We start from the raw sequence: 22300 nt of genomic DNA, 5'->3' as shown, positions 1-22300 counted from the left end.
GGTGTCTACGCCCTGGTTACCCACCGACAATACTTTGTTTTTAATGGTGGTGAGGTTGCCGCTTAGATCCCACTTCAGTGCATGTTGATAGTTCTTATAAGTTAAAGCCAGCTCGATACCGGTATTCCGGATAGAACCTGTATTTACGTAAGGGCTGCCGGCGCTGCCGAGGTATTGCGGCAGGGGCACCAACACCAGCACATCTTTTGAAAGCGACCGGTACCAGTCAACTGACACGGACAATGCATTGCCAAACAATTGTGCATCAGCGCCCACATTGGTCTGCATACGGGTTTCCCATCTTAAGTCAGGATTGGTAATCACCGCCTGGTAGGCACCTACCTGTGGCGTTTGTCCGGTGCCGTAAATGGCCCGCGGATCGCGGTTGAGATAACCTATGTATTGCCAGGCAGACAACACATCGCTAAAGCCCAGTTTGCCATAAGACCCGCGCAGTTTGAGCTCTTTTATCCAGTCTACAGTAAAGAAGTCTTCTTTACTTATTCTCCATCCCAATGCCGCAGATGGAAAATATCCGGTGCGGTGATTGGGGCCAAACCTGGAATCCTGGTCGATCCTGCCGGTGAGAGTCAGCAGGTATTTGTCGGCATAGGCGTAATTGACGCGCCCCAGCCAGCCATGGTTTCTCCATTTATTGGTAAGCCCGCCGCTGGCAGCGGGGGCGCCCGATGCAGAGCTAATGGTATTGAACAATTCCCCGTTCACATTCTGTAAAACATTTTTGGAAGCATTCGTATAGTCGCGTCCCTGGTCGGCCCTTGAAAAACCCACTACCCCATTAATGGCGTGAGGACCGATTATTTTATTGAAGTTTAGTGTATGCTCCATAAGGAAATTGACAAACCTCGACCTGCCTTCGCTTACAAATGTTTGAGTCGGCTGGTTGGTATATCGCCACACACCTGTATCGCGCACTTCCTTACTGTAGTCAAAACTCGTTTCCAGCCCCACATTGAATTTATAGTCGAGCCAGGGCGCCAGCTTTACACCCAGGTATGCATTGCCTACAATTTTTGCATAACTATAATTCACTTTATCAAGCGCCACATTGGCCAGATAGTTGTTGGCATAAGTAGGATTATTGGAGGAGCCCAGTCCCCATCCGCCGGGGTTTGCCGGGTACAGGTTAGCGTCTTTATAAATGTCATTTTGCACCATAATAGTGGGCAGCATCTGCGCCGAATTGTAAAATGCATTCACGCCACCGCCCGGGTTATTACCATTACTCAGGCTTAACAACATATTTTCTCCCACGGTGACAATGCCTTTTTTTACTTCCGTATTGATGCGCATGCTGCCCCTGTTAAAACCGTTACCCACCACTGTTCCATTGTTTGAATAATAGCCACCCGACAAATAATAATTTCCGCCCGCCGAACCTCCTGAAATAGCAGCATTATAATCCTGGTAGGCCGCCTGCTGGTAGGTTGATTTTTGCCAGTCGGTATTAATGGTATTGTTGGCCAGTTGAGCGGCTACATCAACTGGCAGTGCCACGGCGGAATTGGCGTATTGTTGCTTTACTGTTTGCAGGTATTCCGTCGCAGGCATCATGTCCCAGGTTGTCGGCACTGTCTGGATGCCGTATTTAGCAGCCGCAGTTACTTTTGGCTCTCCGCTTTTCCCTTTTTTAGTGGTGATTAATATTACCCCGTTGCCTGCACGAGATCCATAAATGGCAGAAGCCGAAGCATCTTTCAGGATCTGCACGGATGCTATATCATCTGGATTGATCGTTACATTGGCATCTGCGATCATGCCATCAATAACGTAGAGCGGATTGGCGTTCCCAAAACTTCCCACCCCTCTTATTTCAATAGCAGCGTTCTGCCCTGGTGCGCCTCCGTTCCTTACTGTAACGCCGGGCACCAGTCCCTGCAGTTGTTCAGCCACAGAACCGGTGGAGATCTTTGACGCATCTCCCATTTTTACGATCCCGGTAGCGCCTGTCAGATCCTGCCTGCGAACGGTTTGATAACCTATTACCACCACATCGGCCAGCCCGGTTGCCTCTGCCGCCAGTGAGATATCGATAACGGACCGGTTACCCGCCGGTACGCTTTGAGTAAGAAAACCTACGTGACTGAATAGCAGCGTTGCTTTTGGATGAACAGTGAGCAGGTAATTGCCAGCTGCATCGGTTATAGTTGCTGTTAAAGTTCCTTTCTCCTGTACGGTTACTCCCGATACCGGAAGACCTGCATCATCCGTTATCTTTCCTTTGATAGAAAGCGACTGGGAAAAAGCGATGGATGGAATCAGCAATACAAGCAATATGGTGGAGGCGGTTAGCTTATGTACATGCAACGACATATGCATCCCGTACGGCTTTTGTGAAGTCGGACAATTCATATAGCATTAGTTTTAATGAGCAATCGGTAGCTATAACAAAATTAGGTTTGCTATATTCATGACCGTTTTATTTCTGTTCATTTATTCATCAATTTGTCTCATTTTTATAGAACCATTGAAAATCAGCATTGCGATATCGATACTTTCCCTGTTAGTTTGGTGCGGTGCTTTTTCCCAGCCTTTCGACTTCAGAAGTTACCAGGTGGAGAAAGGTCTTTCCAACAACACGGTTACCTGTTCGTTTCAGGATAAGCGGGGATTTATGTGGTTTGGCACCAAAGACGGTTTGAACCGTTTTGATGGACGAGGGTTTAAAGTATTCCGGCAAATAAATGGCGACAGCCATTCACTGGGCAATAACTCCATCACCCGGTTAATCCAGGATAAACATGGTGTATTATGGGTAGGTACAGAAAGAGGGCTGTACAGGTACAATGAAGAAAAGGAAAATTTTTCCCTGTTGAACTATAGCCTGCCTTCCTATATCCAGGGAATCGGCAACGATGGCCATGGCAACCTCTGGTTTATTTCCAAATTCAGGCTGTTCAAATATGAAGCGGCCCGTGAAAAGATCATAGAATATCCTTTCAATAATAACGATGATTACTACACGGCAGTTTGCGGTGATACTTCCGGTAATATATGGGTGGCCAGCGGTCGCGGACAACTCGGGTTGTTTAATGAAGCCGATAGCCAATTTACCTGGTATCCGCTTTTCGCACATTCCAAATCGCCTGTATCTACCTACGTGGAAAAAATTTTCGACAGCGGTGAAGGGTTTCTTCTTATAGGCACTTCCAACCAGGGTGTAAAACAATTTGATCTGGCGACTCGTACTTATTCAGATATTCTTACTTATAACGAGGATGGTACCGACATTTTTGTCCGCGATTTTATCAAAAGCTTCCGCTATGAATATTGGGTGGGAACCGAAAGCGGCATCTACATGTACGATACCCGCACGCAAAGCGCCATCCATCTGAAAAAAAATTATAACAATCCCTATGCCTTAACTGATAATGCCATTTACTCGCTGAGCCGCGACCGGGAAGGAGGATTATGGATCGGCTCTTATTTCGGCGGGGTAAATTATTACTCCCATCAGCATCTTCTATTCGAAAAATATTTCCCGCAGATCGGGCAAAATTCAATCAGTGGTAATGCAGTGCGAGAGATTGTACAGGATAGCGCCGGTAATCTCTGGATTGGAACGGAGGACGCCGGTTTGAATAAATTCAATCCACATACGGGCCGGTTTGAAAACTTCCAACCTGGCCAATCGCCTTACAGCATTGCACATACTAATATCCATGGGCTGCTGATTGACAGGAACATTTTATGGATCGGCACTTTTGAACATGGGCTCGACAAAATGGATCTCCGTACCGGGAAAGTTATCCGGCATTATGTTGCCGGTGGGGATGCCAACAGCCTGAAAAGTAATTTCATTTATTCCCTGTATAAATCAAGAGCCGGGCAGCTATATGTGGCCACTTCCAATGGCATTTACCGTTATGACCGGGAAAAAGATAATTTTCAGCTGCTTTCATTTTTGCCTTTCAACACCTTTTATTCTGCTGTACTGGAAGACGACCAGGGCACGCTGTGGATGGCTACATTCAATGCGGGGTTGTTCTTTTACAACCCGGCAAAAGAGATGTACGGTCATTACCGGGTGCTCAGCCATGGTGAAGATGCATTAGCTAAAACGCGCATTACCCGTTTGTACGAAGACCGGCGACACAATATCTGGATCTCCACAGAAAACGGTTTGTACTGTTTTAACCAGGAACGCTCATTCCTGAAATATTTTTCAGACAAGAACGGGTTGCCCGGCAATTTAATTTACAACACCCTGGAAGATAAACAGGGCAACCTTTTTATCACCACTTCAAAAGGGCTGGCCAGGTACGATGTTAACCACGGCGCCATCACTATTTTTACGCAGGCCAACGGGCTGCTTACCGATCAGTTTAATTATAATTCAGGGTTCATAGACGCAGCCGGCAAAATGTATTTTGGCAGTGTGAAAGGAATGATCGCTTTCAACCCGGATGGCTTTAAGCCGAACAATTATACGCCCCCGGTTTACTTCACCGGCTTCCAGATATTTAATAAGGAAGCAGCGATCAATAACCAGGGCTCGCCGCTGAATAAATCTATTGTGCTTACTCAAAAAATAACGTTACCGTATAACCAGGCTACTTTTAGTATTGAGTTTTCGGCGTTACACTTCAGCTCTCCGGGCAATGTGCAATACGCCTATCAAATGCGCGGAATAGACAATGCCTGGAACGCTATTGGAACCAACAACCGGATCTATTTCACCAACCTTCCACCTAACAGGTATCAATTGTCTGTAAGATCCGGCAGCGGCAATGACAGGTGGTGCAACAATATTGTTACTATTTATATTGACATACAGCCACCCTGGTGGAAAAGCAACCTGGCTTACCTGTTATATGTAGTCCTGTTGCTGATAGCGGCCTGGCTGGTTTTCCGGTCATATCACAACAGGCAACTGGCAAAGCAACAACGGGAAATGGAATTGTTTGAAATAAAAAAAGAAAAAGAGTTTTACCAGTCCAAAATGGATTTCTTTACTAAAATTGCCCATGAGATCCGTACACCCCTGACTTTGATCCGCGCCCCCATGGAAAAAATGTTCAGGCAGGTAGATGCCCTGCCTCAATTTGAAAAATACCTGCTGGCGATGAACAGGAATACAGAGCGCCTGCTCACGTTGACGAACCAGCTGCTCGACTTCCGGAAAATTGAATCGGATCATTTCCTGGTGAATCCCACCTGTTTCAACGTGACCGAGTTGCTCAGGAATGCCTGCGCCAACTTTCAATCGGCAGCCGAACAAAAAAACCTGCAAATGCAATTTATTGGGGCAGAATCTATTTTTGTACAGGCAGATGAAGAGTCTACCATTAAGATCATCAGCAACCTGCTGGACAATGCCGTGAAATATGGCCAGTCAACGATCATTGCCGAAATACAGCCATTACAGCTTACTGATAAATGGGTAACAATTACTATCAGCAACGATGGCAATCTTATTCCAGACGCGTTGCATGACAAAGTATTTGAGCCTTTTTTCCGGATGAAAGAAAACGAAAAAGCTACCGGCACCGGGATCGGGCTGTCGCTGGCCCGCTCGCTATCGCAATTGCAGAAGGGAGATCTGACCATTACTACTGCCCGGGGATTAAATACATTTATGCTTACACTTCCTGTTTAATCAGCATACCATTATGGAACAACAAAAAACATCGCTCACCGGCCAGCCCAAAACCACCATTCTTATTGTAGATGACAATGAAGAGATCCTCGACTTTCTTTCAGACGATCTGCAGGCGGAATACCTGGTCCTTACTGCCCTGGATGGAGAAGCAGCCCTGCAGCAATTGCATGAGCATATCGTTCACCTCGTAATCAGTGATGTGATGATGGATAAAATGGATGGATTTGAATTATGTCAACGAATAAAAGCTGATTTTGAATTGAGCCATATTCCCATTATACTTTTAACGGCTAAAAATATTCTGCAATCAAAAATTGAAGGGCTTAAATCGGGAGCAGACGTTTATATTGAAAAACCATTTTCGCCAGAGCACCTGAATGCTCAGGTGGCCAGCCTGCTCGAAAATCGCAACCGGCTTAAAGAATATTTTGCCAAATCTCCGCTTGTACATATTAAAGGCGTTGCACACAACCGTATGGACGAAGCCTTCATGGAACAATTACATCAGGTTATACAAAAAAATATTACAGATCACGAACTGGACGTGGAAAGGCTGGCCACCCTAATGAATATGAGCCGGCCCACCCTGTACAGAAAGATCAAATCCATCACCGATCTTTCTCCCAATGAGATGATCAACCTTACGCGGTTGAAAACGGCGGCGGAACTAATTAGCCAGGGAAATACCCACATGAATGATATTGCAGAAAGGGTAGGCTATCATTCATTGACCCAGTTTGGCCGGAATTTCCAAAAGCAGTTTAATATGACCCCGACTGAATACGCCAAACAGTGGTATTAAAAATAATTGTGACATAAAAAAAAATCAGCCTTTTTTACCAAACCTGCCGAACAATCAAGCAATCTCCCATGTTACTTCCTCATTAATTTTGACCTAACATTCCTTCCATCCCCAACATGAAAGGAATGCCGTTAATCTCTTCCTGCTATGATTGTAAAACTGATCTGTAGTATATTATTATATATACCATGGCTGTTCCTGCCTTCTTCATACACATTAAATTTTTTGTATGAAGACTGCTAGCAGCCCCGTTTACCTGCATTCAATCAAGGACATGAATGATCTTACAGGTCAATCATGGCACATGGAAGGTTTGCGGGTCCTGATAAAAAAGCCTGAGCAGTCCAAGCCTGCCTTTGCACATCCTTTCCGCACTGATTCCTTTTGGATCTTGCTGGTCTTGCATGATTCTTTAACTATTCAACTGAATGGAGAAGAGCATGTTGTAAGAGAAAATGACCTCATGATCATTCCCCCGCATGTGGTGCGCCAGTCAGACGGAACAGCCAATAACTGTAAAGCGGCCTGCGTGGCCTTTACGTCCGACTTCCTGCTGGATACAGGTCTTTCACAAAGGCATATTGATCTTTTTGAATATCTTTTTAATAGTCGAAGCACCCATCTCCGACTGGCTCCTGAGGATGCATCCCGGTTCATGACCATGATCACCATGTTGCAGGAAAAGAATGTCCCCCGCGACCAGCATCCCTTTGCCGCCGAGGTAGTTCGTAATTTTTTTAATGTATTCCAGTTCGAACTGGCCGGTCTCTACCATAAATATTCAAACCAGAAAAAAACAGTCCACGATCACAAGGAAGAGATCTTATGGCGGTTCCTTGCTTTGTTATCGAAACATGTTAAAACAGAGCGCAGTTTGCTGTTTTATGCCAACAGGTTGTATGTAACGCCAAAGTATCTCACGCAAATGGTGAAGAAACTCACAGGCAAAACAGCCGGTAAGTATATCGACGACCTGGTGATCGTGGAAGCCAAGAATTTACTGCGCGATCCTTCCTTGACCATTGCACAAATAGCAGACCTGCTTTATTTCAGCGACCAGTTCTTCTTTAGTAAATATTTCAAACGTTATACAGGCATCACCCCTTCTGACTATAGAAAAAGCGTTTAGATAGATTTTTGAACATCCCTTTTTGACATATGCCATGCAGGCTTATGCGAGAAGCTATGCCTGTATACTATCATTCATTATAGTGGCGCAATACAAGCGTGAACAGGCATTTGTTCATTAAAGAATACTTTATTTTTATTTCAGGACATGATAATACAGGTAGAGGAATTTTAGACATATTCCGGGGACTTTCTGACATTGTAGTTATGTAGCGCTCTTTCCACCTTTGCATCTGAAGATCGGATTATATAAAGATTGGAAAGTTTATTAATGCGAAATATACTAAAGCAAAAAATTTCACTGTTTAAAGACGCGGACCTGATTAGAGCGCAAGATCTATATCCTTATTTCCGCGTAATTGAATCAGGACAGGAAACGGAAGTAACGCTCAATGGGAAACGGGTGTTGATGTTTGGCTCCAACTCATATCTTGGCCTCACCAATCATCCAAGGATAGCCGAAGCAGCCGGCAAGGCCATTGAAAAGTATGGCAGCGGTTGTGCAGGCTCCCGGTTCTTAAATGGCACCCTTGACTTACATGTGGAACTGGAAAGCAGACTGGCCGCATACACCGGCAAGGAAGATGCGATCCTTTTCAGTACGGGTTTCCAGGCCAACCTGGGCGTACTTTCTGCACTGGCAGACCGTGCAGATGTGCTGTTACTGGATGAGTACGATCATGCGTCTATTATCGATGGCAGCAGGCTTTCGTTCTCCCGGGTGATCAAGTACCGGCATAACAATATGCATGATCTTGAACACCGGTTGCAGCTGCTTCCTCCCAATGCCTTTAAACTGATCGTTACCGACGGCATTTTCAGTATGGAAGGTGATATCGCCAACCTGCCGGCTATTACCGCCCTGGCAGAAAAATATGGCGCCGCCGTAATGGTAGACGATGCGCATGCGTTAGGCGTCATTGGTGAAAATGGAGCTGGTACGGCTTCACATTTCAATCTTACCAATGAAACCGACCTGATTATGGGCACATTCAGCAAATCACTGGCTTCACTGGGCGGCTTTGTGGCCGGCGACAGAGAAGTGATCGATTACCTGAAACACAAAGCCAGGGCGCTTATCTTCAGCGCCAGCATGACGCCCGCTTCTACCGCCAGTGTAATAGCAGCGCTGGATATCATTGAAGAAGAACCGCAACGCATAAACAAATTGTGGGAAAATACCAATCATATGTTGCTGTTGCTACAGGAGCAGGGTTTTGATACCGGCTACACACAAAGTCCCATCATCCCGGTACGCATTGGTGACAACCACAAAACCTTTTTGTTTACCAAAGCCCTGCAGGACAAAGGCGTTTTTGTAAACCCTGTGGTATCGCCCGCCGTTCCCTCCGAATCATCTTTAATAAGATTGTCGCTCATGGCCACGCATTCTTTCAGCCAGATCGAAGAAGCGGTAGAGAAAATGAAAGAAACGGCCCTGATGCTGGGTATTGATCTGAAACTGAAAAAAGAAAGCGCATGACCGGTATTGTAACCGTACATACTCCTAAGCAGTTAAAGGCCTTCATTGATTTCCCTCATGACCTGTATGCAGGAGATAAAAACTATGTACCAGAACTTTTTATTGCGCAGCGTGACCTTTTAACGCCGGGTAAACACCCCTTTCATGAACATTCAAAGGTGCAGCTATTCCTTTATTATAAGGAGAATGTAATCAGTGGAAGGATCGCTGCCATTCTGAACAATAATCATAACCGTTTTAATAATACTACCGACGGGTTCTTTGGCTTTTTCGAGTGCATCGATGACCTGCAGGTAGCGGATACTTTATTCGGGACGGCAGAACAATGGCTGCGGGAACAGGGCGCCACTACGATCATTGGCCCGGTGAACCCCTCCACCAATGAGCCCTGCGGTATGCTGATCGATGGTTTTAACGATCCGCCGCTTGCCATGATGACGTATAACAAACCTTATTATACGGCTTTGATGGAAAGGGTGTCCCTTAAAAAAAAGGTAGACCTGCTTGCATATAATATTAATACAGCGGAAGTGGGCGACCGGCCGCTCTTGTTGCAGGAGCGATTGCTGAGCAGGCTGCGGCAGAAAAACATCACTATCCGCGCGGTAAACAAGAAAGACCTGGCGCATGAAGCCAGGAACGTACGCGAAGTGTACAATGCCGCCTGGGATAAGAACCTGGGGTTTGTACCAATGACAGATAAGGAGTTCAGCTACCTGGCAAATGACCTGAAGATGGTGCTGGACGAACAGCTTTGTCTGATAGCCGAACACAATGGCAGGCAGATAGGTTTTGCCCTGGCCATTCCCGATATCAACCAGATCCTGATCAAAGTGCGACGGGGAAGGTTGCTGCCAACCGGCATTTTCAAGCTGTTGTTCAATATGAAAAAGATCAACCGCATTCGCGTGCTGGCGCTGGGAGTGAATAAAGAATACAGGAAAATGGGTATTGAAGCCTGTTTTTATGCGGCCATTATAAAACGGGCAGGCGAACGCAAATTGAAAGGTGCGGAAGCATCCTGGATCCTGGAGCACAATGAAATGATGAATAAAGGAATTGAAAACATCAACGGAAAGGTATACAAACGTTACCGCATATATGAAAAACCGTTATGAAAGAAAAGGTATTGATAACGGGCGCCAGCGGCTTCATAGGATTTCACCTCATTGAAGAAGCGCTGCTCAGGAGACTGGATGTGTATGCAGCAGTCAGACCAGGCAGTGACATCAAGCACCTGAAAGAATATGACATCAGGTTTTGTGAACTGGACTACACCAATGAGGCACTGCTGGCGAAACAATTAGCTGACGGCGGTTTTAATTATATCATTCATGCGGCCGGCGCTACACGGGCCGCCTCACAGCAAATGTATGATACGATCAATGCCTCCTATGCTTTTAACCTGGCCAGCGCTGCTATAGAAGGACTCGGAAGCGTACTAAAAAAGTTTGTTTTTGTGAGCAGCCTGGCTGCAGTTGGTCCCACAGACAGCCGTCTCCGGTTGATCACGGAAGAAACAACGCCGGCGCCGGTAACAGCTTACGGAAGAAGTAAACTGCTTGCAGAACAAAAATTAAAAACACTGCCATCACTTCCGTTGGTGGTTCTGCGCCCCACTGCGGTGTATGGTCCGCGCGAGCGGGATATTTTTATAATGATCCGATCCATCCACCGCGGGATGGAACCTTATATAGGCCGGGTTGCTGATCAATATTTAAGCTTCATATATGTGAAGGACCTGGCTGCGGTGGCAATAAAGTCATTATTCTCCAATGTGTCGCATATGACCTTCAATATTTCCGACGGAGAGAGCTATGATCAATACGAGCTTGCCAATCTTGCCAAACAAATACTGAACAAAAAAACTGTACGATTTCACTTGCCATACACGATGGTAAAAGGGATGGCCTTTGCCCTGGAAAAATGGAGTGGATGGCGTGGAAAAACGCCGGTACTGAACAGGGAAAAATTGCATGAGCTCACAGCGGTCAGCTGGCAATGCAGTATTGAAAAAGCAAAAACACAGTTGTCTTTTTTACCGCAGTATTCGTTGAAGCAGGGTCTTTGGGAAACATTGCAATGGTACCGTTTAAACAAGTGGTTATAATTATATAAGAAAAATTAAGGTTTATATGAAAGAACAAATGTTGCCGGCAGAAGGAAAATTAGGTATCCTGCTTCCTGGCCTGGGTGCTGTAGCCTCTACCATGATCGCAGGAGTTATTGCCAGCAGGAAGGGATTGGCTAAACCGATCGGATCATATACTCAAACCGGTCATATTGAACTGGGCGAAGGAAAGGGTGATCGTTACCCCCTTCTTAAAGATTTTGTGCCGCTGGCTTCGCTGGAAGATGTTGTATTTGGCGGATGGGATATCTATGAAGATAATGTATTCCAAGCAGCAAGCCAGGCGCGCGTGCTTGATCAGCATTTGCTGAATGCCATCAGGCCCGAGCTGGAAGTGATAAAACCCATGAAGGCTGTTTTTGACAGGAATTATGTAAGGAACCTGGATGGTACATTCATCAAGCAAAGCGCTACCAAATGGGATGCCGCTCAGGAACTGATCAAGGATATCGAAACATTCAAAAAAGAAAACAATGTAAACCGCGTAGTGATCGTATGGACCGGTTCTACTGAAAAGTACCTGGAGCAATCGGCTGTACATGAAACGATCGCTTCTTTTGAAGCAGGGTTGAAAAACAATGATCCGGCTATTGCGCCCAGTATGGTGTACGCGTATGCAGCAGTAAGCGTGGGTATTCCTTTCATCAATGGAGCGCCTAACCTCACCACTGATATTCCCGCCATCGTACAGCTGGCCCAAAAAACAAAAACACCTATCGGCGGTAAGGATTTTAAAACAGGCCAAACGCTGATGAAAACGATCGTGGCGCCCGGCCTGGCAGCCCGTTCACTGGGCGTTACCGGCTGGTTCTCTACCAACATCCTGGGTAACCGCGATGGGCTGGTGCTGGATGACGAACAGAATTTTAAAACAAAAGAGGTGTCAAAACTGGGTGTACTGGAAGATATCCTGCGGCCCGATCTGCATCCTGATCTTTACGGGGAACTGTATCATAAGATCCGGATCAATTATTATCCACCGCATGGTGATAACAAGGAGAGCTGGGACAATATCGACATTTTCGGCTGGCTCAATTATCCCATGCAGATCAAGATCAATTTCCTTTGCCGCGATTCTATCCTGGCAGCCCCCATTGTACTGGACCTGGCGCTTTTTGCCGACCTGGCCCAACGCGCAGGCATGTACGGCGTTCAGGACTGGTTGTCGTTCTATCTTAAATCGCCCCAGACCAAACAGGGAGAACATGCAGAGAATGATATTTTCAAACAATTGAATACGCTGAAGCAGGTATTACGTGATATGATGCAGGAACAAACAGTGGCGTCGCCGGCGTTAAACCGTGCTAAAGCAACGGAAGAGATGGCATGAGAACGATTGCCCACATCATAGCAACTGCAGGCGGAATTGGCTTCCTTAAGGGTGGAGGAACAGCCGCCGCAGTTGTTTTTTGTATAGCCTGGTATTTTTTTCCCATAGGGTATGTTTACCAGGCCTTGTTGCTGGTGGCGTTACTGGCAGTGGGTATATGGAGCGCCACCAGAATGGAAACCGTATGGGAACACGACAGCAACAGGATCGTAATAGATGAGGTGGCAGGCATGATGATAACATTGATCTTCCTGCCACATAATGGCGTGTATATCGTTACAGGCTGCGTGCTGTTCCGCTTTTTTGATATGGTAAAACCGCTGGGTATTCGCCAGGCAGAATTATTGCCACGCGGCATGGGCGTAATGGCCGATGATGTACTGGCTGGTATTTACAGCCAGCTGATCCTGCGGGCAATAGTGATGGGTAAATTTTTGTAACAATGATCACTTTCCTGAAAGCCAATATAGCATCGCTCATAGCTTCTGTAAGTGATTTTTTGATAACGGTGCTGCTGGTACAATGGTGCGGAACAAATGTGGTAACGGCTGCGGCCGCAGGAACTGTAACAGGAGGTATTATTAATTTTTTTATAGGCAGGCATTGGGTTTTTCAGGCAGGAGATGAAAAGGCAGTAAGGCAACTTTGGAAGTATGCGCTGGTATGGACCGGCAATTTGTTATTGAATACGGGTGGCGTATACGTACTTGCCTGCCAGGCTGGGTTGCATCACACCGTATCTAAAGTAGTGGCATCATTGCTGGTTGCTTTCCTGTACAATTATCCCCTGCAAAAGAATTTCGTGTTCAGCAATAATTGGTAGATGATGATTAGTTTGATAGATAGTAAGAAAGGTTTCGCCTTATTCCTCTTTGTTACCTGCTTCTTTGTAGGCACGCAGGCGCAAACGGTGATCAAGGGATTTGTAAGAGATGCCCAAACACATGCGCCCCTGGCTTTTGTAAGCGTTTATTTCAAAGGCAGCAAAGGCGTGGTAAGCGGTGAGGATGGCAGTTATTCTATTTCCACCAGCAACCCCAAAAACACCACGCTGGAATTTTCTTTCAATGGGTATAAGGTGCTGCGGAAAAAAATAACGCAGGGTATTACGCAGGACATCGATGCCGACATGGAAGTGGCCGAGATGGCCTCAGTAACGGTGAACTCAAGAAGACGAACCAAATACAGCAACCGGGATAACCCGGCCGTAGACCTTATCAGAAAAGTGGTCGACAATCGTGACCGCAACCGGATGAAGGCTTTTGATTATGTGCAATACCAGCAGTACGAGAAAATGGAATTGTCGCTTACCAATAAGCCGGAAAAGCTGATGAACAACAAGCTGCTGAAGAACTACCGTTTTTTGGTGGAGAACCAGGATACTTCCAAGATAGAAGGAAATGCCCTGGTGCCGGTATATATTGAGGAAACCCTTTCCAATAAGTTTTTCAGAAAAAGTCCTTCCAAAGAAAAAACATATGTGCTGGCAAAGAAGAAGGTGAACCTGGGTGAGTTTGTAGACAACGATGGCATTACGCGCTATTTGAATAGTATGTATACGCCCATCGATATTTATGAACCCAATTTGATGTTGCTCTCGAACCAGTTGCTCAGCCCTATTTCAGACCTCGCTCCTACCTTTTACCGGTTTTACCTGGGCGATACCGTTGAACTGGATGGTATCAAACTGGTGAAACTGACATTTGCGCCCCGCAATCCCAACGACCTTTTGTTCAGGGGTTCCATGTTCGTAACACTCGATGGCAACTATGCGGTTCAAAAGATCCAGATGGGTCTGACAAAACATGCCAATATCAACTGGACAAGAGACCTGCGCATTAAACAGGATTTTGAGCGTGGGGCCGATGGCCGCTACCACGTGGTGATGAGCAATATACTTTCAGAATTTGCTTTGTCGAAAAAAGCATCTGGTGGACTGGTGGGCGAGCGAACCGTTTCTTACAAGAATTATGTGATCAACCAAGCGGCTCCCGATTCGGTGTATGAAGGCAAACCGGAAGTGATCGTGGAGGGGACAGCATCCGACGCTGACAGTTTTTGGGTGGCCAACCGGCATACCGCACTCTCCGCTACTGAAGAGAAGGCTTATACCAATATGGACAGCCTGAAAAATATGAAGTCGTACCGCCGGCTGATGGACTGGGCCACCTTTTTACTGGCAGGATATAAGTCCGCCGGTCCGTTTGACATTGGTCCCGTAAATGCATTTTACAGTTTCAATCCTGTAGAAGGTTTCAGACTGCGCTTTGGCGGTCGCAGCACACCCAAGTTAAGCAAGCGGTTTTATATTGAAACGTATGCCGCGTATGGTTTTAAAGATGAAAAGTGGAAGTATTTTGTATCCGGCGCTTATTCTTTCAACGGGAAATCGATCTATGCTTTCCCGCTCAATTATTTGCGGCTGAGCTATCAGCACGATACCAAAATACCCGGACAGGAATTGCAATTTGTACAGGAAGATAATTTCCTGCTGTCGTTCAAACGGGGTAATAATAACAAGTGGCTGTACAACGATATTTACACGGCCGAGTATGTTCGGGAGTTTGGCAAAAATATCAGCTACACATTTGGGTTCAAGAACTGGAAGCAACAACCTGCCGGCAGCATCATTTATCAAAAACTCGATGGCGCCGGTACGTACAACATACCAGAAATTACCACTACCGAGCTGTCGGCTGAGATCCGCTGGGCGCCCCATGAGCAATTTTACCAGGGAAAGGTGTACCGCATTCCTATCTATAATAAGTATCCTATTTTCCGGCTTCGCTATATTTCCGGCATCAAAGGATTTGTGAACGGAGATTATAATTACCAGCAACTGACACTTAATATTTTCAAGCGGTTTTATTTCTCGCAATTCGGTTATGCCGATGTGGTGGCCGAGGGCGGCAATATTTTCGGCCAGGTCCCCTACCCTTTGTTGACCATTCACCGGGCCAACCAAACCTATGCTTACCAGCTCAATTCATTCAACATGATGAACTTTATGGAGTTTGTAAGCGACCATTATGCATCGGTAAGTACAGATTATTATTTCAACGGATTCATCTTTAATAAACTGCCCCTCATCAGGAACCTGAAGCTGCGTGAGGTGGCCGGCTTCAAGATGGTATATGGCGGTGTACGCCGGGAAAACGATCCAACCTATAATAAGGAAACATTTTTATTCCCGACCGATGAAAATGGCCAGACCACCACTTTTTCGCTGGCCGGCAAACCCTATATGGAAGCGAGTGTAGGCATCAGCAATATATTCAAATTACTTCGGGTAGACCTGATAAAACGGCTTACCTACCTTGACAACCCGGATGCACCCAAGTGGGGTATCCGCGCCAGGGCTAAGTTTGATTTTTGATTAAACTATTTTGTTATGACCCAGATAGCTATGCGTGACCGTTTGCAAAAAAATATTTACAGTGTAATAGATCCGGCAGTGCGTGGGTTGGTAAAAGCAGGCGTGACACCGAACTTTATTACCACCACCGGTCTTGTGTTGAATATTGGCGTAGCGGTGGTGTTTATTGTGGGAGCCGAAGAAGGCAACCGCGGAGATCTTTCTTATGTTGGCTGGGCGGGCGCCCTGATCCTTTTTGCCGGTCTGTTCGATATGCTCGACGGGCAGGTGGCGCGAATGGGTAATATGAGTTCCCGCTTTGGCGCCCTGTATGATTCTGTGCTGGATCGCTACAGCGAAATGTTCATGTTCCTTGGCATCTGTTATTACCTGGTAGCCCACCATTATTTCCTGAGCTCCCTGTTTGCTTTTATTGCCCTTATTGGCTCTATGATGGTGAGTTATACCCGCGCCCGCAGTGAAGGACTGGGTATTCAAAATAAAGGTGGATTGATGCAGCGGCCCGAAAGAGTGGTGTTAACTGCCCTATCGGCTATTGCCTGCGGCATTACGGCTTCGCTTATTGGTGGCGATTATAAATTATCGGTACCCGGTATTCCGTTCCATATATTTGAAACCATGTCGGTATTTACCATTCCGATCACTGTAATGGCAGTGTTAACGAATATTACCGCTATTAAAAGACTGATAGACGCTAAAAAAGCGCTCGACAATAAAGTATGATCCGAATCATTTTTCTACTGGTATTGTGCAGCCTGCCTTTACGCTATGCAGCAGCGCAGGACGGCTTCCCGGTGCCGCCGGGCAATGCCAGCCAGTTGTTTTACTTACAGCGCACCTCCAATACCAATACGATCGTATATGAGTTGAATTATAAAAAAGGGGTCCTGGATGAAAATAATCCGGTGCATGTTTTTTGGATCAGGTATGCCGAAAAAGGGCAAAAGGCCGAACTAAGCTGGATCCAGCGGGTGTTTGCGTACGGGGTGAAGATAAAGTTGATGCCCGATAGCAGTTACCGGGTACGATTGGTTTCTTATGCAGGCTATTCAATGTACCTGAAGAAAGGGGTTGATAATAAATACCGGTTGTATGCGCCTATTAACGGGAAGCTGATGATCCTCAATCGCATTTTTGTAAAGATCACAGGCGGCTCTATGTGGTCGCCCGACATTGAATACTTTGAAGTGAGTGGCATAGATCCTGCAACCGGTAAGCCTGTTGCCGAGCGTAAGAAGGTACTGACGAATGAAATAAAAGAGTGATCGTTATTAAATTTTTCTGCAATGAAAAAGTTGTATGTCTCTAATTCTACTGAATCAGTGAGGATGTTCAAAAGCAGCTGGATGGAAGCATTGTCGAAGGTGCATTTCTCCATCCCGCTTTTTATTTATGTGCCCGTTATTGCCGTCATGACCTGGCTGGCTTTTGACAGGAACATCTCAATAGATGGCTATTTTTTGTTACTGGCTGCCGGTGTGGTAGTATGGACGGCTACAGAGTATCTACTGCACCGCTTTATTTTTCATTTTGAGCCATCATCCGAATGGGGCAAACGGATCCATTTTATATTCCATGGCGTACACCACGATTATCCCAAAGATGCAAAACGGTTGGTGATGCCTCCTTCTGCCAGCATTCCTCTCGCTGCAGGTTTTTATTTTTTGTTTTCATTGATGTTTACAAATAAAACATTATTGTATCCTTTCTTTGCCGGTTTTGTGGCGGGTTACCTGGTGTATGATATGATGCATTATGCCATGCACCATTATAATTTCAAAAGCCGGCTGATGAAGCAGGTAAAGCAGCACCACATGCTTCATCATTATGATGATCCCACCAAAGGATATGGGGTAAGCTCCTCCCTGTGGGATGTTATTTTTCAATCTGGTTTCCCTAAGAAGAAAAAGTAATATGCTTAAAACTGTTCCTGCTGTTCCCATTGCGCCCAGAACTTTTATGGTCACTACAATGATCTCTGTAGTTTACCTGTTGCTGTCTGTGTGGCTGGTAGGCTTCAAGGTTGACCAACTGGTATTGATCGCCATTTTTAACGGGCTGTATTATGCCTCCGGCATTACGCGGAAGTTTATTACCGGGTTTTCGATCTTTATGGTGTACTGGATCATTTTTGATTACATGAAAGCCTTTCCCAATTATACCTTCAGGGATGTGCATATTGGCGAATTGTACAACACCGAAAAACATTTGTTCGGTATTACTACTGCAACAGGCAAAGTTACCCCCAATGAATTTTTCCTGCAACATCATACCATGGCCGGTGATCTGTTAAGCGGCCTTTTTTATTTGTGCTGGGTACCGGTCCCTTTGTTGTTTGCTTCTTATTTGTTTTTCAGGAACCGGCCATTGTTCCTGCGGTTCGCCCTGGCGTTCTTTGTGGTGAATATGATAGGCTTTGTGATATATTATATTTACCCGGCAGCACCGCCGTGGTATATACAGGAACATCAATTTAATTTTATCGCGGCTACACCCGGCAATACTGCCGGACTGAAACGGTTCGACGAATTGGTGGGTGCTCCGGTCTTTCAATCTTTGTACGCCAAGGGATCGAATGTTTTTGCAGCTATGCCTTCCTTACACTCCTCCTATCCGGTGATCGTATTATTTTATGGCATAAAGGGGCGTTATAGATATATCAGTATCATTTTTGCGGTGATCATGGCTGGTATCTGGTGTTCGGCGGTGTATACCAGCCATCACTATGTGCTGGATGTACTGGCGGGCATTTGTTGTGCCATTACAGGCATTACCCTGGTAGAGCGGGGTGTTTCCCGGCCAGGATGGTTCTCCAGGTTTGTTGATTCTTATTTATCTAAAATTATTTAAGCGATTCTCATGAGTGGTTCTTCTCTCTTAACTAATAAAAAACAAGCGATCCTTACCGAATTGAGCAACGGTGATTTTGATGCCTTTCTGTATGATTGTGATGGTACGCTGGCCGATAACATGGAAGGCCACAAAGCATCCTACCGTGCAGCAGCGCTTATGTATGGATTTGAACTGGATGATACCATTATCGATGAACTGGCGGGTTGGCCTATTGTACAGGTGGCTGAAGAGATCAGGAAACAGTATGGTCTCCCTTTTAAACCGGAAATTTTTGCGCAGCTGAAGAACAAACTATATGAAGATACTTTTATCCAGGATACAAAACCTATCGACTTTGTGGTAGCCCATCTGAAAGCACATGTTGGCAAGGTGCGTATCGGTGTGGTTTCCGGTGGCGGCCGTATTTCGGTTTCCAGGACCCTTCAACAACTCGGTATTACCAAACTCGTTGAGGTATTGGTATGCGCCGGCGACACCGCCCGTGGTAAGCCTCATCCCGATCCTTTTTTATATGCAGCCAAACGTTTAGGAGTTGACCCCGCCAGATGCCTCGTTTTTGAAGACGGCAATCCGGGAGTGCAGGCTGCGGTAGCGGCCGGTATGCAGTGGATACGTATAGATCAGGTGTAAGCGCAGCGCAAATAATTATAGATCGCCAAACACTCCAATAGACATTTCTATTACCTGATCTCCGCTTCTCAACTTTTCACTATATCACAAAGCATTGCATCATCAACCAGATGGTGCAATCTTTTTTTTAGAAATACGTATAGTGATAGGCTTTACCAACTATCCTGTTTATAGAGCCGTTTGTATAGTATTACATCATCGTTCTTTCCATTCCTTTTTATATTTCCCGCTTAAATTTATTTAATGTTGTCAAGAACCTTATTGTCTTTATTACTGCTCTCTTGCTTTTTTTTCGCCCAGGCACAAAAGCCCAATTACAAAAAAGGATGCCTGATCTACACGCTCGGAAAAGACACTACGGCGATCGGAAATTTCGAATTGAAAGGATACGATTTCTCTATAACGGTTGCCGACTTAACCGGGGCTGTTACGGTAAGCAAACTGAAGGGAAGCTTTTTCCCCAATGGTGAACTACAGACTGTTGAAGGAAATATGTATAAGCCTGTTGCGGGAAAAGACTCACAATTGCTCTATACCTATAAACTCTATTACGACAGCAGCAGCACTTTTATTGAAACCCGAAGAAACAATACGGCTACAACAAGAAAGTATCCTGTAAAGGTCATGGCCGCCAACAGTCTCGGTGGATATGCGCTTGTGTATATGCCCGCATTACTGGTGAATTTTGCTCCGGGGAAAAATGGGGATAGCCTGTTAAGTCATCATATTGTTTTTAACAGTGCAAGGAACTTTATTATTCGTAAAACAGGTGACAGAAATTTTTCCATCGGTAGCCCGGTCATGGGAATGTTTACATTATCCCTCGACAAAAAAGGCAATTTACGCGCTGTAGATGGCATCGGTACTTCCTGGAATATCAAGGGAATGGCAATCTCTCCGATTAATATGGATTCCGTGATAATGGCGAATGTGACCAAAGACAACGCGAGTCCACATATTCCAATAGCCAATAAGCTAGACTCTGTTCAAACCATAATTGGAGCGACAGCTATCAAGATCAGGTACTCGCGCCCTTCAGTGAGAGGAAGGGTAATTTTCGGTGAAGTTGTTCCGTACAACCGGTTCTGGCGAACAGGGGCTGACGCTGCCACAAAACTCACGCTCGATCAACCTCTTTATTTCAATGGCAGGGAACTGTCTGCCGGAGAGTATTCGATATTTACCATACCGTCAAAAAACGGCTGGACCATTATGTTTAATAAACAAGCCAATATCTGGGGTACGGAGTATAAGGCAGAAAATGATGTGCTGCGGGTTCAAATGTCAGTAGAAACGTTGCAGGAGACGGTGGAACTGTTGACTATAAACGTGGTGCAAGCTGATAAAGGAGGAAGGATCGAGGTAAGCTGGGATAACCTGAAAGCATCGGTACCATTCAGCACATCCTTGTAATAGTATGGATCGGCTCAATTGCCAGGCATAAACAAGGCGTCAATTGGTGACGCCTTGTTTAAAATTTGTTGAAGTGGGCATTCAGCTCGGGCATCCTGCTCTATATGCTTATTTAGATATTTTTGGGGGCGCGTTCTTCTTCAAATACTCAGCCAGGGATTTAATACTATACGTGTCTATATAATCAACCCCCAGTTCAAGGATTTTTTGCCAACCTTCTTCATTATCAGGCGTGTTCCAGAACCTCACTTTTTTCCCCAGATCATGACCTTTAGCAACTGCCTTTTGTAAAGCCAGCCAATCTTTCGCCGGAGGATCGCCGGCGCCTTTCCAGGTTGTGTATTCCCTTAAGTTATCGCTCAGGATTGCAATACGGGTAAGTTCTTCCTTACTGTATCTATTGCTCAATAAACCGTCAAACCAAATAAAGGAAGGGTATGAAACATAGGAACTGGAAACGGGTTTGTTACCACTTACAAGTATCATCAGCGATTTGCACTGGGTAATATCAGGATACTGTGATAACAGGTCTACAATTTTACTGAGCGTAGCTGCACCTTCCGATTTTACATCTAACATCAGGATCAACGACCGGGTGGTATCTTCATATACGTACCCATTGTTCGATTTAATATAGGCCAATAAGGGTTTGATGTATAGATCTTCCAATGTTTTATGATTAGCAACATCTCCTTCACCGTGAGCCACAAATACCACATCATCGCTCAAATATACATCTGCCTCAACGGAACCAAACTTATTATTATAGGCGGCAAGCAGCGGCGGTTCATGTTGGTAGTCATTGTGTGCATGCGCATTAGCCGTAGTGTAAACATTTGTTTGCGCCACTGCACGAGCTGTAATCAATAATAAAAAAACTAATACCAGGTTCTTCATAACAAAGGGATTTTTTTGCAGGTTAACGAATTATCATCTGGCAATACGGATCCTTCCTGCAATCGTGCGAGTATAAATGTAAACACGACAAGTTATAAATTAAATTTTAATTAATGAAAGCTCATTTTTGATTAACAGGAAGGATCTGAAACGGCTGCATCGATTTAAGAGGTTGATTTTTAAACAAATAACCTACCTTTCTCCCCCTGGCGCGCTTTTCCTATTATGAGCGCCAAACCGCAATTTTTGCAGAACCCGGGTTATTGATTGTATGCCTGATACAAAACATTGCCCCATTCACCAGTAGGTAAATGGGCAATGTTTCATTTGTTAATTAATAAAAGCGGGGCCTTCGACCTAAATACTAAGCCGATTTAATGAACGCTAAGACGTCTTTATTTATCGTAGCGGCCTCTGTTGCCGGCATTCCATGTGGGAAACCCGGGTAAGTAATTAATTTCCCGTTCTTTAATAATTTAATAGCTTTTAAAGCAGTAATGTTTATAGGAACGATCTGATCGTCTTCGCCATGAAGTACCAATACTGGTATGTCCACATTTTTTAGATCTTCGGTAAAATCGGTTTCTGAAAAAGCCTTTATGCATTCATAGTGAGCAAGTATGCTACCCATCAT

Annotated in this window: 19 protein-coding genes; 16 read left to right on the top strand and 3 right to left on the bottom strand. The window is 45.3% G+C overall.

Annotation, left to right across the window (positions count from 1 at the left end; all coding sequences use genetic code 11):
* On the bottom strand, positions 1-2373 hold a 2373-nt coding region (locus ACJ751_RS09265), incomplete at its 3' end, for a SusC/RagA family TonB-linked outer membrane protein (protein WP_407745205.1).
* 58 nt (positions 2374-2431) lie between these two features.
* On the opposite strand from ACJ751_RS09265, the gene ACJ751_RS09260 reads away from it, so the two are divergent.
* The 16 genes from ACJ751_RS09260 (at position 2432) to ACJ751_RS09185 (ending at position 20769) form a co-directional block, all read left to right on the top strand.
* Entirely contained in the window at positions 2432-5620 is a 3189-nt protein-coding gene (locus ACJ751_RS09260; protein WP_407745204.1) for a two-component regulator propeller domain-containing protein, read from the top strand.
* Positions 5621-5633: 13 nt separating this feature from the next.
* Positions 5634-6425 (top strand): response regulator, encoded by a 792-nt coding sequence (locus ACJ751_RS09255; RefSeq protein ID WP_407745203.1) that lies wholly within the window; start codon positions 5634-5636, stop codon positions 6423-6425.
* A gap of 229 nt (positions 6426-6654) precedes the next feature.
* Positions 6655-7554: a helix-turn-helix domain-containing protein gene (locus ACJ751_RS09250; protein ID WP_407745202.1), complete on the top strand. Its 900-nt coding sequence runs from the start codon at positions 6655-6657 to the stop codon at positions 7552-7554.
* 270 nt (positions 7555-7824) lie between these two features.
* Positions 7825-9036, top strand: coding sequence for a serine palmitoyltransferase (spt, locus tag ACJ751_RS09245; protein WP_407745201.1), 1212 nt, complete (start codon positions 7825-7827; stop codon positions 9034-9036).
* Positions 9033-10154, top strand: a complete 1122-nt coding sequence (locus ACJ751_RS09240; protein WP_407745200.1) for an N-acetyltransferase family protein — start codon at positions 9033-9035, stop codon at positions 10152-10154. Before spt ends, ACJ751_RS09240 begins: the two co-directional genes overlap by 4 nt.
* Entirely contained in the window at positions 10151-11146 is a 996-nt protein-coding gene (locus ACJ751_RS09235; protein WP_407745199.1) for an NAD-dependent epimerase/dehydratase family protein, read from the top strand. The genes ACJ751_RS09240 and ACJ751_RS09235 overlap by 4 nt, the downstream gene beginning before the upstream one ends.
* A 25-nt stretch (positions 11147-11171) precedes the next feature.
* The gene (locus tag ACJ751_RS09230) at positions 11172-12497 is read left to right on the top strand and encodes an inositol-3-phosphate synthase (protein ID WP_407745198.1); all 1326 of its coding nucleotides are present in this window, start codon (positions 11172-11174) and stop codon (positions 12495-12497) included.
* Complete coding sequence (locus tag ACJ751_RS09225; protein WP_407745197.1) at positions 12494-12937, top strand: phosphatidylglycerophosphatase A; 444 nt, start codon at positions 12494-12496, stop codon at positions 12935-12937. Before ACJ751_RS09230 ends, ACJ751_RS09225 begins: the two co-directional genes overlap by 4 nt.
* Before the next feature lie 2 nt (positions 12938-12939).
* A complete protein-coding gene (locus ACJ751_RS09220) occupies positions 12940-13320 on the top strand; it encodes a GtrA family protein (RefSeq protein WP_407745196.1) in 381 nt (126 codons plus the stop codon).
* Between the two features lie 3 nt (positions 13321-13323).
* Positions 13324-15873 (top strand): DUF5686 family protein, encoded by a 2550-nt coding sequence (locus ACJ751_RS09215; protein ID WP_407745195.1) that lies wholly within the window; start codon positions 13324-13326, stop codon positions 15871-15873.
* A 15-nt stretch (positions 15874-15888) separates the two neighbouring features.
* A complete protein-coding gene (locus ACJ751_RS09210) occupies positions 15889-16596 on the top strand; it encodes a CDP-alcohol phosphatidyltransferase family protein (protein WP_407745194.1) in 708 nt (235 codons plus the stop codon).
* Positions 16593-17138: a DUF4833 domain-containing protein gene (locus ACJ751_RS09205; RefSeq protein ID WP_407745193.1), complete on the top strand. Its 546-nt coding sequence runs from the start codon at positions 16593-16595 to the stop codon at positions 17136-17138. The genes ACJ751_RS09210 and ACJ751_RS09205 overlap by 4 nt, the downstream gene beginning before the upstream one ends.
* Positions 17139-17159: 21 nt before the next feature.
* A complete protein-coding gene (locus ACJ751_RS09200) occupies positions 17160-17786 on the top strand; it encodes a sterol desaturase family protein (protein WP_407745192.1) in 627 nt (208 codons plus the stop codon).
* Position 17787: 1 nt separating this feature from the next.
* Positions 17788-18723 carry a phosphatase PAP2 family protein gene (locus ACJ751_RS09195; protein ID WP_407745191.1) on the top strand — a complete coding sequence of 312 codons (936 nt, stop codon included), beginning with the start codon at positions 17788-17790 and terminating at the stop codon, positions 18721-18723.
* A 9-nt stretch (positions 18724-18732) separates the two neighbouring features.
* On the top strand, positions 18733-19356 hold the full coding sequence (locus ACJ751_RS09190; RefSeq protein WP_407745190.1) for an HAD family hydrolase: 624 nt from the start codon (positions 18733-18735) through the stop codon (positions 19354-19356).
* 243 nt (positions 19357-19599) lie between these two features.
* Positions 19600-20769 (top strand): DUF2911 domain-containing protein, encoded by a 1170-nt coding sequence (locus ACJ751_RS09185; protein ID WP_407745189.1) that lies wholly within the window; start codon positions 19600-19602, stop codon positions 20767-20769.
* 108 nt (positions 20770-20877) lie between these two features.
* Here ACJ751_RS09185 and ACJ751_RS09180 read toward each other — a convergent pair whose 3' ends face one another.
* Both ACJ751_RS09180 and ACJ751_RS09175 read right to left on the bottom strand, forming a co-directional pair.
* Entirely contained in the window at positions 20878-21666 is a 789-nt protein-coding gene (locus tag ACJ751_RS09180) for an alkaline phosphatase (protein ID WP_407745188.1), read from the bottom strand.
* 364 nt (positions 21667-22030) lie between these two features.
* Positions 22031-22300 (bottom strand): alpha/beta fold hydrolase (locus ACJ751_RS09175; RefSeq protein WP_407745187.1); only part of this gene is annotated, 270 nt, incomplete at its 5' end.

The sequence above is a fragment of the Niastella sp. genome, from assembly GCF_045805085.1.
GTDB lineage: Bacteria > Bacteroidota > Bacteroidia > Chitinophagales > Chitinophagaceae > Niastella.
The sequence above is the reverse complement of the archived record's forward strand: the minus strand, read 5'-3'. Positions and strand labels throughout refer to the sequence as shown.

Bases quoted from the DNA above. Each gene is read 5' to 3' on its own strand.
- ACJ751_RS09225 (WP_407745197.1), top strand. From the start codon at position 12,494: ATGAGAACGATTGCCCACATCATAGCAACTGCAGGCGGAATTGGCTTC.
- ACJ751_RS09215 (WP_407745195.1), top strand. From the start codon at position 13,324: ATGATTAGTTTGATAGATAGTAAGAAAGGTTTCGCCTTATTCCTCTTT.
- ACJ751_RS09210 (WP_407745194.1), top strand. From the start codon at position 15,889: ATGACCCAGATAGCTATGCGTGACCGTTTGCAAAAAAATATTTACAGT.
- ACJ751_RS09240 (WP_407745200.1), top strand. From the start codon at position 9,033: ATGACCGGTATTGTAACCGTACATACTCCTAAGCAGTTAAAGGCCTTC.
- ACJ751_RS09190 (WP_407745190.1), top strand. From the start codon at position 18,733: ATGAGTGGTTCTTCTCTCTTAACTAATAAAAAACAAGCGATCCTTACC.
- ACJ751_RS09230 (WP_407745198.1), top strand. From the start codon at position 11,172: ATGAAAGAACAAATGTTGCCGGCAGAAGGAAAATTAGGTATCCTGCTT.
- ACJ751_RS09235 (WP_407745199.1), top strand. From the start codon at position 10,151: ATGAAAGAAAAGGTATTGATAACGGGCGCCAGCGGCTTCATAGGATTT.
- ACJ751_RS09195 (WP_407745191.1), top strand. From the start codon at position 17,788: ATGCTTAAAACTGTTCCTGCTGTTCCCATTGCGCCCAGAACTTTTATG.
- ACJ751_RS09200 (WP_407745192.1), top strand. From the start codon at position 17,160: ATGAAAAAGTTGTATGTCTCTAATTCTACTGAATCAGTGAGGATGTTC.
- ACJ751_RS09260 (WP_407745204.1), top strand. From the start codon at position 2,432: ATGACCGTTTTATTTCTGTTCATTTATTCATCAATTTGTCTCATTTTT.
- ACJ751_RS09255 (WP_407745203.1), top strand. From the start codon at position 5,634: ATGGAACAACAAAAAACATCGCTCACCGGCCAGCCCAAAACCACCATT.
- ACJ751_RS09205 (WP_407745193.1), top strand. From the start codon at position 16,593: ATGATCCGAATCATTTTTCTACTGGTATTGTGCAGCCTGCCTTTACGC.
- ACJ751_RS09180 (WP_407745188.1), bottom strand. From the start codon at position 21,666: ATGAAGAACCTGGTATTAGTTTTTTTATTATTGATTACAGCTCGTGCA.
- spt (WP_407745201.1), top strand. From the start codon at position 7,825: ATGCGAAATATACTAAAGCAAAAAATTTCACTGTTTAAAGACGCGGAC.
- ACJ751_RS09185 (WP_407745189.1), top strand. From the start codon at position 19,600: ATGTTGTCAAGAACCTTATTGTCTTTATTACTGCTCTCTTGCTTTTTT.
- ACJ751_RS09250 (WP_407745202.1), top strand. From the start codon at position 6,655: ATGAAGACTGCTAGCAGCCCCGTTTACCTGCATTCAATCAAGGACATG.
- ACJ751_RS09220 (WP_407745196.1), top strand. From the start codon at position 12,940: ATGATCACTTTCCTGAAAGCCAATATAGCATCGCTCATAGCTTCTGTA.